Raw genomic sequence first — 14565 nt, 5'->3', positions numbered from 1 at the left:
TGAGTTGTCTTCACGAAAGTCCGAGGAGCGCCAGGTAGGCGTCCCAGATGGCCGGCCCGGCCAGGATGCCGAGCCAGGTCCCGGCCAGCATCCATGGACCGAACGGTATGCCGCTTCCTCGGCCCGCACGCCGGGCGAGGACGAGCGCGAGCGAGAACACCCCGCCGAGCACGAAGGCGCCGAAGCCGCCGACCACGAGCGGCCCCCAGCCCAGGTAGCCGAGGAACATCCCGAGCACGCCCGCCAGCTTGACGTCGCCGAAGCCCATCCCGCCGGGGTAGACGAGGGCGAGTACGAGGTACAGCAGGAACAGCGCAGCCCCGCCGATCGCCGTCCCAAGGAGGGCGCTCCAGTCGCCCGTCAGCACACACGCTGTGCCGAGCAGCACGGCACCGACGAGGTAGGAAGGCAGCACGACAGCATTGGGCAGGCGATGCGTGTCGATGTCGATGAGAGCCAGCACGATGCTGATCGCAGCGAGGTAGAGGAAGGCGACCACCTGGATGACCCCAGCTGTGAGCGACCATCCTGTGCGGTCCACCGGAGCCTCAGGCCCGGCCCAGAACCACCAGGCGACCCCGACGAACGCGAGAGCGGTGGCGGCCTCCACCAGCGGATACCGAATCGAGATCCGAGTGCGACAGAAACGGCACCGTCCGCGCAGCGCGAGCCAGGATAAGACCGGGATGTTGTCATAGGGCTTGATTTCCGTGCCGCACCCGCCGCAGGCGCTCGGCGGGAAGACGATCGAGCGGCCGGCGGGCACACGGTAGACGACGACGTTCAGGAAGGAGCCGATCAGTGCGCCGAACACCCCGAGGAAGCCGACGCCCATGAGAAGAAGAGGTGCGGTCATGAGAGTGGCGCTCCCGTCGGCGCGAACGCGGTCTTGACCTCGATCTCGGTGGACACGTCGTACGAGGTCGTCCGCGGGGTCGGGAACTTGGGCGGTGGCGAATTCAGGAGGCGCGTGTCATAGCTGTACCGCTTCAGGAAGCCGCTGGAGCCGGATCCCGTACCGACCGGGCCCCGGAACTCCTGAGCGATGGACCCGGTCACGCAGAGGTATCCGGCGAAGTCAGCCGTGCTGTAGTTCTGCACCTCGAAGCTGTGGTCGTTGGAGAGGATCGCGGCGTTGATCGTGCGGGCGCAATTCCCGCTGGACGACGTCGCCTCCCAGGTCAGGTAATCCGAACTCGAGAAGCAGCGAGGGTTCGCGGCGGTAGGGTACGGCGTCGGGTTCGTGCAGACCTGTGGGTCCCACACCCAGACGGCGCCGGCACCGACGAGACCGAGCATGTCGGCGGCCGGGTCCTTGTAGGTGAGCTTGCCGGTGATCCAGGCGAAGTGATCTGCGCTGATCGTCACGCTGCTGTGCATGGTGCCCTGCACAAAAACATCGCCGGCACGGCAGTTGTAGGGGGCGTACGAGGAGACGACCTCGTTGGCGACCGGGAACCCCAAGCCGTTGCCGGTGCCGCAGCTGAAGGTCTTGTTGTTGGGTGCGTCGGTCGACAGCCAGTAGTTCGGGTCGCCGGCGGCCGTGGGGAGGCTCTGCACGTAGATCAGGTTGTTGTAGAGCTGCGACGCCGGGCCGATCGCGATGGTCTGGCCCGCCGCGCCGGACAGCGTGTTCGCGTTTGCGGTCAGCGACTTGGTGGGGTCGCCCGGGGTCCCGCAGAAAGCAGGGCTCGAGGCCTTCACCGTCGCTGTAGGGCTGAGCTGAGTGAACCGGGTCCACGGTGACATGACGGTCATGTACGCGGTGGTCCCGGACACGGTGAACGTGATCTTCGTCGGACCCGTGTACAGGCATCCAGGCAGCGGCACCTTCGCCGGGATGTCGGTCCGCACCTGATCGAGCTGCGCCTGGACGGGCGGCATGGTGATGAGCGCGGCGTTCGCCGGTGCACCGGCGGTGAAGACGGGCGTACCCGAGCAGTTCGTCTGCGTATACAGGTTCCCGGACGAATTGCGGTTGGGGTTCGCGGTTGTGACCTTCTGCTTGAAGGTTCCGCCGCAGATGTTGAGGGTGTCGTTGGAGTGCACCTGACCATCGAAGGTGTCACCGGCGACGAAGTTGATGATGCAACCGGCCGGTCGTGTCGGATCCTCCCAGGCGCGCGTCTTCGGGCAGCCTCCTGAGTTGAGGGCGGGGTCCAGTTCTTCGTAGTCGGTGAAGTAGACGTAGTTGGTGAAGCCGGTCTGCTTGATGTTCGCGACGACGCTGCGGGTCACGTTGTCGACGCGACCGGTCGACCGGATATGCAGCACGCCGTTGCTGGCGTACTTCGAGTTGTCGATCTCGTAGCGGTACGACGCGTTCGCCGGGAGGCCGTCAGTGAGAGGAACACTGGCCCATCGGCCGCCCTCGGCGATCTCGAACGCCGGGTTGGCGTTCGTCCCAGTGGGGAGCGTCACCGTACCCTGCGAGTTGTTCGCCCTGGTGAACGGGGCACCGGGATTGCCCCACTGCTGATAGCTCGGGTCGTTGGTGAGGCGCCCCTGGTACTCGCCTATCCCGGCGAAAGCGGCCGACATGGCCGCGTCCCAGTCCGCGTCGTGGTTCGAACGCACGATCCCGGAGACGGAGAACGCCATCGTCGTCGCCACGAGCAGGAGCAGGACAGCGCCGATACCGACGACCAGGGACAGGGCGACCCCGCGGTCGCGCGTCGCCCGGAGGTGGCGTAGTCGGAGAGTCAGCCGCAGGCGGCCTCGGGTGGACATCATGATCCTGCTCCGATGTTGGCCATACCGATGGTGTTGGTCAGCGTCACGGCGCTCGCGGCACCAGTCGGCTGAATGGTGATGGTGACCTGGACGGAGGTGATCGCTCCGCGTGATGTCGCGTCGGTAAAAGTGGCCGGGAGGAGTTCGGTCCCCACCTTGTTGAAGTAGCGGAAGACGGCTGTACTTGCCGGGATCGAATTGCAGAGCGCGCGCGTAGACGTGGCGGCAGTGGCGAAGTCCCAATGCCCATTGACGCCGGCAGTGGTCGTCGTGGCGGCGTACTGCCACTCCTGGAGGACCCCGCCCACGACCTGATAGGTGACCTTGACCGGCGCTTCGCCCCCACTCAGGTTCACGTAGGCGTAGAACGTGATGGCCTGCGCGGACGCGGAGATGATCGCCGGGTCGTTCTGCGGAGTGCCCACCGGAGGATTGGCCAGCGGATCGGGGGTGGCCGCACGCAGCATGCGCGCGAGCTGATTCATCCCGTTGGATGCCTGACGGGTGCCACCGTCGACCGACTGCGCGAGACTCACGCTGTGGGTCCCGATCGCGAACAGGGACACGGCGAGTCCCGTCACCACGGTGGTGAGCGCTATCGCGACGAGCAGTTCGATCAGCGAGAGTCCCGCATCAGCGGACACGCGTGCACGGGCGCGCAGGCTGCGCGCCAGGCGGATCACGGCAGCCTCGGATCGAGCGTGAAGATGTTCGAGCCGGTGAATGCCGGGCTTCCGGCCGGAAGGGCGATCTTCGAGGAGTCGACGAGGGCGGACGTAGTGAGCGAGTCGTTCTGGTTGCTCAGGGCGTAGAGCTTCCAGCTGCCGTAGGGAAGCGCGATGATCGCCGAGTTGCCGCCCGACTGTGCGAAGTTCAGTCGCAGGCCGGTCGCCGTGCAGCCCGGATCGCCGGGAGTCGTCGACACGGCATTCACCGCGACGAGCCACTTACTGGAGGTGGTGATGGTGACGCGCGGCATGGGGACAATGCCCGTCGAGCCTGGATCAACGGCGATCGGGGGGTCCTGGAGCTGGCCCACGTGGCCGGTCGCATTCGGGATCACCCACTTCGACGGGTTGGAGGAGAGGCACACCGGACTTCCGCCCGAGGTGCCGACCGCGACGTACGTGCCCGCGAACGCTTGATAGCCCGACGCGAAGGGGAACAGCGGGGTGGACGTCGTGGTGACGTTCGCAACTGTTGTCTTGACCACTTGCACCGTGTACGGGTCGCCCTGGGGCAGGTAGGTGACCGGAAGATTGGTGGGAAACATGGTGTTCGCCGGCGCGCCCGGTGACAGGGTGAGCTTGGGCGTCGCCGCCGAGTCGTATTGCTTGTCGATCACCGACGACTGCCCCGCCGTCACCGGGACGCTCAGCTTGATCGGGTTCTTCTGATCGGTGCTGATCCGGCCGTCGCCCGCGGCTCCGATGGTGACCACGTAGGTCCCCGGGATCACCTTGAGGATGTAGCTGCAGCCGTCGATGTCCGTGGCGGGAGGCGCCGGGCTGACGGTAGTCGCCGTGTTAGGCGAGACGGTGCTGTCGGGAGCGACCGCGATGGGCACTCCCCCGACGCCCGAGCCGTCGGCTCCACGGGCGTGGATGATTATCGTGCCCGTTGACGGGTCGTTGATAGGGCCCGCGGGAGCGAGGAGGGTACTGGCCTGCACGGGCGTGGCGCCCGATCGCATCCCGGACCAGGTGACCGAGACATTGAGGGTCTTGTTCTGGAGGAGTCCGGATGTGCCGCAGTCGGATGCAGCGCCGGTGTTCGTCAACCAGCCGGCTGCGCGGGTGACCGTGTAGGTGGTCCCATCCACCGTCGTGGTGGTCGCGCCGCTCACGACAGTGAAGACGTCGGTGGCTGAACGGGCTTTGTCGATCGCCTGAGCCGCCAGATTGGCGGCCACCTCGCTCGACCGGCTGGTGCGGGTGAGCGTCATGGCGGTCGTCAGCAGGTAGGCGACGAGAACGGAGAGGACGCCGAAGACCATCATGGCGACCAGGACCTCGATGAGGGTGAACCCCCGGTCGCGGGCGTCACGCGTGCGTTCGATGCGGTCTTGTACGTTCATGGGGATCACCTCCGTGGTCGGGTCCGTGGGGTGGTTTCCTGTGTTGGGGGAAGTGGAGCTGGTGGAGACGATGGAGCGGAAACGCGTGCGGGGCGCCGCTGGTGCGACGCCCCGCAGGCGAGGACTAGTCGAGAACTACTGACATGCTCCGGAGGCCGGTCCGGTCGAATCGGTAACGTTGAACGTCCCGTTCGGGCTGGCGGCCGAGATGCAGAATGTGGTTGCGGTCGAACCGGACTTCAGGGACCAGGCCGACGTCGTCTCGCTGCTGGTGAAGCCGTAGTTGCCGAGACCCGTGGTGGTGTTGGTGCTGAGAGTCGGGGCGGTCACCGTCGAGCCTGAACCTTTGTCGGTGTAGTACGCCACGTACGCCGTCTTGGCGTTCGCGAGGTCGGACTTGGTGGCCGAGTCCTTGGCGTTGTTCTGGACCCCGATGTAGATCGGGATGGCGATGGCGGCGAGGATGCCGATGATGATGACCACCACGAGGAGCTCGATCAGGGTGAAGCCCTTCTCGTCCTCTTCGAGCAGCCCCTGGCGGCGAGCGTTCAGCTTGCCCATGAGACGGAAGTACATTGCGATATCCAATCGGTCGGGTGGAATGATGCGGGGTGAGCGACCAGCGAATGCCGCTACGGGGATGACCATATTTCTCAGGCGATTAGGAGAAATATCCCCCGTCAGAGGGGTTTTCACTGCTTTCCCGACCCCAGTACAGGGGCGATTGCGGGCCGGTGGCCCCCGGCGGAGGGTCACCCGCCGATGGCACCGGCGATGCCGAAGATGGGCAGGTAGAGGGCGATGACCATGCCACCGATGACGACACCGAGGAACGCGATCATCAGAGGTTCGATGAGCGAGGTGAGCTGCTCGGTCGTCGACTCGACCTCTTGCTCGTAGAAGTCGGCGATCTTGTCCAGCATGGTCTCGAGCGAGCCGGCATCCTCTCCGACCGCGACCATCTGGGTCACCATCGAGGGGAAGACGGTCTGCTTGCTCAGCGGGGTCGCGATGGACTCACCCTGACGCACGCCCTCTGCGACCTCGAGAAGCGATCTCTCGATCACCCAGTTGCCACTGGTCTCACCCACGATCCGCAGGGCCTGCAGGATCGGGACGCCGGCCGAGATCATGTTGGCGAAGTTGCGGCTGAAGCGCGCGATCGCGATCTTCTTGATCAGCGGGCCGAACACAGGCATCCGGAGCTTGAACGGGTCCAGGCGTCGCCGCACGGACTCGTCGTTCTTGTGTCGCGGCCACCAGATCGCGAAGGCGATCAGGAGCACCGCAAGGATCGGCCCGACGTAAACCATCGCGTGGGACAACTCCACGAGGAGTTGTGTTGGCAGCGGAAGCTGCTTCCCGAGTCCGGCGAACATCTTCTCGAAGACGGGCACGATGAAGATCAGCATGGCGAGCACGCCGAGCAGCGACATCAGCAGGACGATGACCGGGTAGGTCATCGCCGACTTGATCGCCCCGCGAAGCTTGACCTCCTTCTCGAAGTTCTCGGCCACGGCCTCCAACGCGCCATCGAGGAAGCCGCCGGTCTCTCCGGCGCGAACCATGTTGATCATCAGCGGCGGGAAAACCTGAGCATGCCTGCGCATCGCATCGGATATGGCGGTGCCGCTTTCGACCTGGTCACGCACATCCGCGAGCACTGTCTGGAGCTTCTTGTTCGCCGACTGCTCGGCCAGGATGTTCAGCGTCCGCAGGAGGGACAAGCCCGCGCCGATCATCGTCGCCATCTGGCGGCTCATGATCGCGAGGTCTTTGAGCTTGACGCCCGAGCCTCCGCCGAACGTGATCTCCCGGTTCAGGCCGGTGCCTGCGGCCGCTTCGGAAATGGCTACCGGCGACAGACCCATCGTGCGCAACCGCGAGGCGACTGCGGCCTCGCTGGACGCATCCACGCGGCCCTTGACGATCTTGCCGTTCGCATCGCGCCCCTTGTACGCGTACGCGGTGGTGACCGGCATCAGCGCACGACCGTTCCGGAGTAGCTGTCGCCGAAGTCGGGCCCGATCCCCATCACGGAGCTCTCTGCGGGCGACTCGACGCGTTGGATGAGCCGGGTGAGCCCCTCGACGTCGTGCGCCTTCTCGATCGCTGCGCGACGTGTGATGACGCCCGCGTTCACGAGCTCGGCGAGGTGCTGGTCCATCGTGCGCATCCCGGACTCGCGGCCGGCCTGCATCATCGACGCGATCTGATACGTCTTGCCTTCACGGACGACGTTGGCGATGGCCGGCGTCATCATCAGGATCTCCGTCGCCACCACCCGGCCCTTGCCGCTCGCACGCTTGATGAGCGTCTGCGAGACGACGCCCTGCAACGTTCCGGCGAGCTGCGCGCGAACCTGGTCCTGCTGGTGCGGCGGGAAGACGTCGATGACGCGGTCGATGGTCTGGGGCGCGTCCTGCGTGTGCAGGGTCGCGAAGACGAGGTGACCGGTCTCTGCGGCGGTCAGCGCGACCGAAATGGTCTCGAGGTCGCGGAGCTCGCCGATGAGGATCACGTCCGGGTCCTGACGGAGGACGTGTTTGAGCGCGTTGTTGAAGCTGTGCGTGTCGTAGCCGACCTCGCGCTGGTTGACGATCGACTTCTTGTGCACGTGCATGAACTCGATGGGGTCCTCGACGGTCACGATGTGGTCGGACCGGGTGCTATTAACCAGGTCGATGAGCGCCGCCAGCGTCGTGGACTTGCCTGAACCGGTTGGGCCCGTCACGAGGACCAGACCGCGCGGGAGCTGCGCGAACTGGGCGACGGTGTCCGGCACGCCAAGAGCATCCAGCTGCTTGATCTCGGTGGGGATGAGACGGAATGCGCCGCCGTAGGAACCGCGCTGCTGGTAGAGGTTGACGCGGAAGCGGGAGTTCGCCGAGATGGTGAAGGCGAAGTCCAGCTCGTGCTCCTCTTCGAAGACGCGCAGCTGCCGCTCGTCGAGGAGGCTCAAGAGCGCTTCCCGCGTGCGGTCGTGGTTCCACGCCTCCGTGCTGCCGGCCGGTCGGAGTGCACCGTCGACGCGAATCGTCGGGGCTGCACCCACGGTGATGTGGAGGTCCGACGCTTTCTGGAACACCACCTCGTGGAGGGCGGCGACGAGGGCCTTGTCGGCCTTCTGCAGTGCCTCCCGTTCCGGCTGGGTGAGGGTCTCGTCGATGGCCGCCTCGGCGGCACGGGCGACCGCCTCCGCAGCGATCGCCTCCGGCATGGGAGCGGCGGCACGGCGGCCCTCGGGGATCAGCCTCCTCACCGGTTCGGGCGCCAGCGGCGCAGCCAGGACGTCCGGGGCGGGGACGGGTGGCACCGGGTACAACGGTGCCGGTGCCAAGAGCGGCGGTGCCGCGTCCACGACGGGTGGCGCCGCATTCACGACAGGCGGCGTCGCATCCACGGCGGGCACCGGTAAAGCCGGCACCGCATCCACCGGCGGCGCCCAGACCGGCGGCGCGCTCAGCGGCGTCCCCGGCCCCGGCGTCCATCCCCCGGCTGCGGCTCCCGGTGGGGTCACCGGGATCTCGTAGACCGGCTTGGCCGTCGGGGGCGGGAAACCGCCCCAGCTGTCGTCGTTCGTCATGTGCCCTCCTAGGCGACCACTCTCAGGATCTCTTCGATGGATGTCAGGCCGAGCTTGACCTTCTCCCAGCCGTCCTCGCGGAGCGTGAGCATGCCCTGCTCGCGTGCGGCGCGGCCGATCTCGGCACTCGATGCGCGTTCGACGGCGAGACGCTCGATGTCCTCGGTCACCGCCATGACCTCGTGCACGGCGATGCGGCCGCGGTAGCCCGTGTTCGAGCACGCGGGGCAGCCGATGGGCACGAACATCAGCGGCTGCGTCTCCTCCGGGATGGTGAACCGCAGCCGTCGCAGGTCGTCGGGCGAGTAGACGCCCGGCTGCTTGCAGCGGTCGCAGAGCCGGCGGGCCAGGCGCTGGGCGACGACGCAGTCCAGAGCGGAGCCGACGAGGAAGGGCTCGATGTCCATCTCCGTGAGGCGCGTCACGGCGCTCGGGGCGTCGTTGGTGTGCAGTGTGGAGAGCACCAGGTGGCCGGTGAGCGACGCCTCGATGGCGATCTGAGCGGTCTCGTGATCGCGGATCTCCCCCAGGAGCACCACGTCCGGGTCCGAGCGCAGGATGCTGCGCAGGGCGCTCGCGAAGGTGAGCCCCGCCTTCGGGTTGACCTGCACCTGGTTGATGCCCGGCATCCGGTACTCGACCGGGTCCTCCACGGTGATCACATTGATCTCGGGGCGCGCGACGGCGTTCAGCGTCGTATACAGGGTGGTCGATTTGCCGGAGCCGGTCGGACCGGTGACGAGGATCATCCCGTACGGCTTCGAGTACGAGTCGCGGTAGACCTCGAAGTTGTGCTCCAGCAGGTTGAGGTCGCTCAGCGTCATGCCGGTGTTGGTGTTGTCCAGGATGCGCATGACGACCTTCTCGCCCCACACCGTCGGGAGGGTGGCGACACGGAGGTCGATCTGACGGCCGCCGTGGACGACCGACATGCGGCCGTCCTGCGGCTTCCGCCGCTCGGCGATGTCGATGTCCGACATGATCTTCAGGCGCGAGATGACGCCGTTCTGGATGCTCTTCGGCGCGGACTGCATGGCATGGAGCACGCCGTCGATGCGGTACCGGACGCGCACGTCGTGCTCGGCCGGCTCGATGTGGATGTCGGACGCGTGATCCTGGATCGCCTGGCTCACCAGGAGGTTCACGAACCGGACGATCGGTGCGTCGTCGTCGGACGACTCCGACACCGCGGTGTCCTCCGACGGGGCCGTCTCCTCCTCGAGGGTGGAGGTCAGGTCGCTCAGTTCGTCGTCGGCGCGGATGTACCGGTCGATGGCCGCCTGGAGGTCGGACTCCTCTGCCACAGCCGCCGCGACGGTGAGCCGGGAGGCGGCACGCACGTCGTCGATGGCGAACACGTTGCCGGGGTCGGCCATCGCGACGATGATCGTGCCGTCGGCCGTGCCGATCGGGAGGACGGTGTGGCGCCTGCAGATGGAACCGGGGATCAGGGCGACCGCGGCGCGGTCGACCGGGTAGTCGGAGAGCTCCACGAAGGGGAGGCCGGCCTGGGTGGCGCGGGCGCGCGCCAGCTGCGAGGACGTGATGGCGCCGCGCGACATGAGTTCGCGCACGACGGACTCGTCGGCTGTCGGCTCCGTGGCCACCCGATCGAGGTATTCGATCGGGAGGTGGCCGTGGAGGATGAGGATCTCGGTCATGGACGCCACGGGGGACCTCCTACGGGTACGCGGCTGCCGACGGGTCGGGTGGACGACAGACCCGGCAGGTCAGGGGCGAGAAATCCCTGGTCGGCTGGGCGTTGTCACCCTATGCAGCGGCGGATCAGGACAACAGACCCGCGAGAGGGTGCCACCGTGGTGGGGGGCACCCTCTCGCGGGGCGTGAGTCCATCGTCGCCTGAAGGCTCGGCGGGTCGCCAGAGCGCCGACGCGCGGCAATGCCTGCGAACCGGACAGCCGGGCGGGCGCGCCTCAGCGCAGCTTGCCCCGGCGGCTCGCCAGGAACACCAGCACGCCCGCCACGACCGCGCATCCCATCGTCGTCAGCCAGAACGGGAGGGTCGCAGCAGCGTGCCCGAAGGACGCCTGGGCGATCCCGACGGCGAAGCTCACCACGGCGACGACGAGCAGCACCGCGGCGAAGCCGACCATCGCCCGCCCCGCGGTGTCGGTGTACTGGAGGAGCTGACGCCACATGCGTCCATCCTCCCAGACCGGGCACCGGAGGAAGGACGCACGGAAACGAGGAAGGCCCCCGGCGCGAGCCGGGGGCCTTCCTGGTACGGGAACCTTAGTTGTAGGTGCCCGGGGTGTAGTCGTCCGAGCTGAAGCTGTCGAAGTCGACGAAGCTCAGGTCGCTCTCGCTGAACGCGGAGTCATCGGCGAAGATGCGGTTGGGGTACCGCTCCGCCTTTGCCTCCTCGGTCGCCTCGACGGAGACGTTCCGGTAGCGCGCCAGGCCGGTACCAGCCGGGATGAGCTTACCGATGATGACGTTCTCCTTCAGGCCGATCAGCGGGTCGGACTTGCCCTCCATGGCCGCCTGCGTCAGGACGCGGGTGGTCTCCTGGAAGGACGCGGCCGACAGCCACGACTCGGTCGCCAGCGAGGCCTTGGTGATACCCATGACCTCCTGACGTGCGGAGGCGGTCTTCTTGCCCTCCTGCAGGTGAGCGCGGTTGATCTCGTTGTACTTCGACCGGTCGACCAGCTCGCCCGGCAGCAGGTCGGTGTCGCCGTGGTCGACGACGGTGACCTTGCGGAGCATCTGGCGGACGATGACCTCGATGTGCTTGTCGTGGATCGGCACACCCTGCGAGCGGTAGACGCCCTGCACGCCGCCCACCAGGTGCTTCTGCACCTCGCGGACACCCTTGACGCGAAGGACTTCCTTCGGGTCGACGGTGCCGACGATCAGCTGCTGTCCGAGCTCGACGCGCTGTCCGTCCTCCACCAGGAGGGTCGAACGGCGCAGCACCGGGTACACGTGCGGCTCGTCGCCGCTGTCCGGGGTCAGGATCACCTTGCGGGACTTGTCGGTCTCCTCGATGGTGATCCGGCCGGCGGCCTCGGCGATCGGGGACGCACCCTTGGGGGTACGAGCCTCGAACAGCTCCTGGACGCGCGGCAGACCCTGGGTGATGTCGTCCGCAGAGGCCGAACCACCGGTGTGGAACGTACGCATGGTGAGCTGCGTTCCGGGCTCGCCGATCGACTGGGCGGCGATGATGCCGACCGCCTCGCCGATGTCCACCAGCTTGCCGGTCGCGAGCGACCGACCGTAGCAGGCGGCGCAGACGCCGACCGCCGACTCGCAGGTCAGCACGGAGCGGACCTTGATGTCGGTGACGCCGGCGGCGACCAGCTTGTCGATGAGCACGTCGCCCACGTCCTCGCCCGCCTTCGCGACCACGGAGCCGTCCGTGCCCACCGCATCCGCGGCCAGGGTACGAGCGAACACCGAGTTCTCGACGTTCGGGTCGCGGGTCAGGGTGCCGTCCGCACCGACCGTGGCGATCGGCAGGTCGAGACCCTTGGTCGTGCCGCAGTCGTCCTCACGGATGATGACATCCTGCGAGACGTCCACCAGACGACGGGTCAGGTACCCCGAGTCGGCCGTACGGAGGGCCGTGTCGGCCAGACCCTTTCGGGCACCGTGCGTCGCGATGAAGTACTCCGCCACCGACAGTCCCTCGCGGTACGAGGAGATGATCGGGCGGGGGATGATCTCACCCTTCGGGTTGTTCACCAGACCGCGCATACCGGCGATGTTGCGGACCTGCAGCCAGTTACCACGGGCACCGGAGGTGACCATGCGGTTGATGGTGTTGTCCGCAGGGAAGTTGGCGCGCATGGCCTCGGCGACCTCGTTGGTCGCCTCGGTCCAGATCTTCACCAGTTCCTGGCGACGCTCGAGGTCGGTCGTCAGACCCTTCTCGAACTCGGAGGTGATCTTGGCGGCCTTCTTCTCGTAGCCGGCCACGATCTGCGCCTTGTTCGGCGGGGTCAGGATGTCGCTCAGCGACACCGTGACGCCCGAGCGGGTGCCCCAGTAGAAGCCGGCGTCCTTGATCCGGTCGAGCGCAGCTGCGACCTCCACCTTCGGGTACCGCTCCGCCAGCGCGTTCACGATCGACGAGATCGTGCCCTTGTCGGCGACTTCCTCCACGTAGGGGTAGTCCGCCGGCAGCGTCTCGTTGAAGAGAGCGCGGCCGAGGGTGGTCTCCACGATGGCGGTGATCGGCGTGGCACCCGTGTCGGCGGCATCCGACGGCACGTAGTTGTCCAGACGGATCTTGACCTTGGAGTTCAGGTGCAGCGAACCCTGGTCCTTCGCGAGGATCGCCTCGGAGACCGAGGAGAACGCGCGACCCTCGCCCACAGCGCCCTCGCGGACGGTGGTGAGGTGGTGCAGACCGATGATCATGTCCTGCGAAGGCAGGGTGACCGGGCGGCCGTCCGACGGCTTCAGGATGTTGTTCGAGGCGAGCATCAGGATGCGAGCCTCGGCCTGAGCCTCCACCGACAGCGGCAGGTGCACAGCCATCTGGTCGCCGTCGAAGTCCGCGTTGAACGCGGCGCAGACGAGCGGGTGAAGCTGGATGGCCTTGCCCTCGACGAGCTGCGGCTCGAACGCCTGGATGCCCAGACGGTGCAGGGTGGGCGCACGGTTCAGCAGCACGGGGCGCTCGCGGATGATCTCCTCGAGCACGTCCCACACCTGCGGGCGCGAACGCTCCACCATCCGCTTCGCGGCCTTGATGTTCTGAGCGTGGCTCAGGTCGATCAGGCGCTTGATGACGAACGGCTTGAACAGCTCCAGCGCCATCTGCTTGGGCAGACCGCACTGGTGCAGCTTGAGCTGCGGACCCACGATGATGACCGAACGGCCCGAGTAGTCCACGCGCTTTCCGAGCAGGTTCTGGCGGAAGCGTCCCTGCTTGCCCTTCAGCATGTCGCTGAGGGACTTGAGGGCGCGGTTGCCGGTACCCGTGACGGGACGACCGCGGCGGCCGTTGTCGAACAGCGCGTCGACGGCCTCCTGCAGCATCCGCTTCTCGTTGTTCACGATGATCTCGGGGGCGCCGAGATCGAGCAGACGACGGAGACGGTTGTTGCGGTTGATCACGCGGCGGTACAGGTCGTTCAGGTCGCTGGTGGCGAAACGGCCACCGTCCAGCTGGACCATCGGGCGCAGCTCCGGCGGGATCACCGGGACGACGTCGAGGACCATCGCGGCCGGCGAGTTGCCGGTCGCCAGGAACGACGACACCACGCGCAGGCGCTTGATCGCGCGGATCTTCTTCTGACCCTTGCCGTTGGCGATCTGATCGCGCAGCAGCTCGGCCTCGGCGGCCAGGTCGAAGGCCTGCAGACGACGCTTGATCGCCTCGGCACCCATGTACGCCTCGAAGTAGAGGCCGTACCGGTCGAGGAGCTCGTTGAAGTCCGCGTCCTCCGGCTTGAGGTCGCCGACCTTGAGGGTGCGGAACGACTCCCACACGCGCTCCAGACGGGCGATGTCCTCGTCGAAGGACTTGCGGATCTGGCCCATCTCCTTCTCCGCCGTGTCCTTGACACGACGCTTCTGGTCGGCCTTCGCGCCCTCCTCCTCCAGTGCGGCGAGGTCGGTCTCGAGGCGCTGCAGACGCTCGGCGACGCGGGCGTCGCGCTGGTCGGACAGCGTCTTGATCTCCAGGCGCAGCTCGTTCTCGAGGCCGGGGAGGTCGGCGTGACGGCCGTCCTCATCCACCTCGATCACCATGTACGCGGCGAAGTAGATGACCTTCTCGAGGTCCTTCGGCGCCATGTCGAGCAGGTAGCCGAGACGGCTGGGCACACCCTTGAAGTACCAGATGTGCGTGACCGGGGCGGCGAGCTCGATGTGGCCCATGCGCTCACGACGGACGGAGGACTTGGTGACCTCCACGCCGCAGCGCTCGCAGACGATGCCCTTGAACCGGACGCGCTTGTACTTGCCGCACGAGCACTCCCAGTCGCGGGACGGTCCGAAGATCTGCTCTCCGAACAGGCCGTCCTTCTCGGGCTTCAGGGTCCGGTAGTTGATGGTCTCCGGCTTCTTGACCTCGCCGTAGCTCCACCGACGGATGTCGTCAGCGGTGGCCAGGCCGATACGCAGCTCGTCAAAAGTTGTTGACTCGAGCAATGTTCCTTCTCTCCTGTGGAAGATTCGTCAGTTTGTCCGT

10 protein-coding genes are annotated in these 14565 nt (G+C 66.8%); all 10 read right to left on the bottom strand.

What is annotated here, in order from left to right; genetic code table 11:
- Positions 1 to 10: 10 nt before the first annotated feature.
- The 10 genes from AB4Z18_RS03545 to rpoC all read right to left on the bottom strand — a co-directional run bounded on the left by AB4Z18_RS03545 (position 11) and on the right by rpoC (position 14525).
- Positions 11 to 856: a prepilin peptidase gene (locus tag AB4Z18_RS03545; protein WP_441781326.1), complete on the bottom strand. Its 846-nt coding sequence runs from the start codon at positions 854 to 856 to the stop codon at positions 11 to 13.
- Positions 853 to 2733 carry a hypothetical protein gene (locus tag AB4Z18_RS03540; protein ID WP_441781325.1) on the bottom strand — a complete coding sequence of 627 codons (1881 nt, stop codon included), beginning with the start codon at positions 2731 to 2733 and terminating at the stop codon, positions 853 to 855. Before AB4Z18_RS03540 ends, AB4Z18_RS03545 begins: the two co-directional genes overlap by 4 nt.
- The gene (locus tag AB4Z18_RS03535) at positions 2730 to 3416 is read right to left on the bottom strand and encodes a PulJ/GspJ family protein (RefSeq protein ID WP_441781324.1); all 687 of its coding nucleotides are present in this window, start codon (positions 3414 to 3416) and stop codon (positions 2730 to 2732) included. Before AB4Z18_RS03535 ends, AB4Z18_RS03540 begins: the two co-directional genes overlap by 4 nt.
- Positions 3413 to 4810, bottom strand: coding sequence for a type IV pilus modification PilV family protein (locus AB4Z18_RS03530; RefSeq protein WP_441781323.1), 1398 nt, complete (start codon positions 4808 to 4810; stop codon positions 3413 to 3415). Before AB4Z18_RS03530 ends, AB4Z18_RS03535 begins: the two co-directional genes overlap by 4 nt.
- Before the next feature lie 135 nt (positions 4811 to 4945).
- Entirely contained in the window at positions 4946 to 5386 is a 441-nt protein-coding gene (locus AB4Z18_RS03525) for a type II secretion system protein (RefSeq protein WP_441781322.1), read from the bottom strand.
- A gap of 176 nt (positions 5387 to 5562) precedes the next feature.
- Positions 5563 to 6792, bottom strand: a complete 1230-nt coding sequence (locus AB4Z18_RS03520; RefSeq protein ID WP_441781321.1) for a type II secretion system F family protein — start codon at positions 6790 to 6792, stop codon at positions 5563 to 5565.
- Positions 6792 to 8396: a PilT/PilU family type 4a pilus ATPase gene (locus AB4Z18_RS03515; RefSeq protein ID WP_441781320.1), complete on the bottom strand. Its 1605-nt coding sequence runs from the start codon at positions 8394 to 8396 to the stop codon at positions 6792 to 6794. Before AB4Z18_RS03515 ends, AB4Z18_RS03520 begins: the two co-directional genes overlap by 1 nt.
- A gap of 8 nt (positions 8397 to 8404) precedes the next feature.
- Complete coding sequence (locus AB4Z18_RS03510) at positions 8405 to 10066, bottom strand: GspE/PulE family protein (RefSeq protein ID WP_441781319.1); 1662 nt, start codon at positions 10064 to 10066, stop codon at positions 8405 to 8407.
- Positions 10067 to 10330: 264 nt separating this feature from the next.
- Complete coding sequence (locus tag AB4Z18_RS03505) at positions 10331 to 10555, bottom strand: hypothetical protein (RefSeq protein WP_441781318.1); 225 nt, start codon at positions 10553 to 10555, stop codon at positions 10331 to 10333.
- Between the two features lie 94 nt (positions 10556 to 10649).
- Positions 10650 to 14525 carry a DNA-directed RNA polymerase subunit beta' gene (gene rpoC, locus AB4Z18_RS03500; protein WP_441781317.1) on the bottom strand — a complete coding sequence of 1292 codons (3876 nt, stop codon included), beginning with the start codon at positions 14523 to 14525 and terminating at the stop codon, positions 10650 to 10652.
- Positions 14526 to 14565 lie beyond the last annotated feature (40 nt).

It is taken from the genome of Leifsonia sp. 2TAF2 (assembly GCF_052115085.1).
GTDB lineage: Bacteria > Actinomycetota > Actinomycetes > Actinomycetales > Microbacteriaceae > Leifsonia.
The sequence above is the reverse complement of the archived record's forward strand: the minus strand, read 5'-3'. Positions and strand labels throughout refer to the sequence as shown.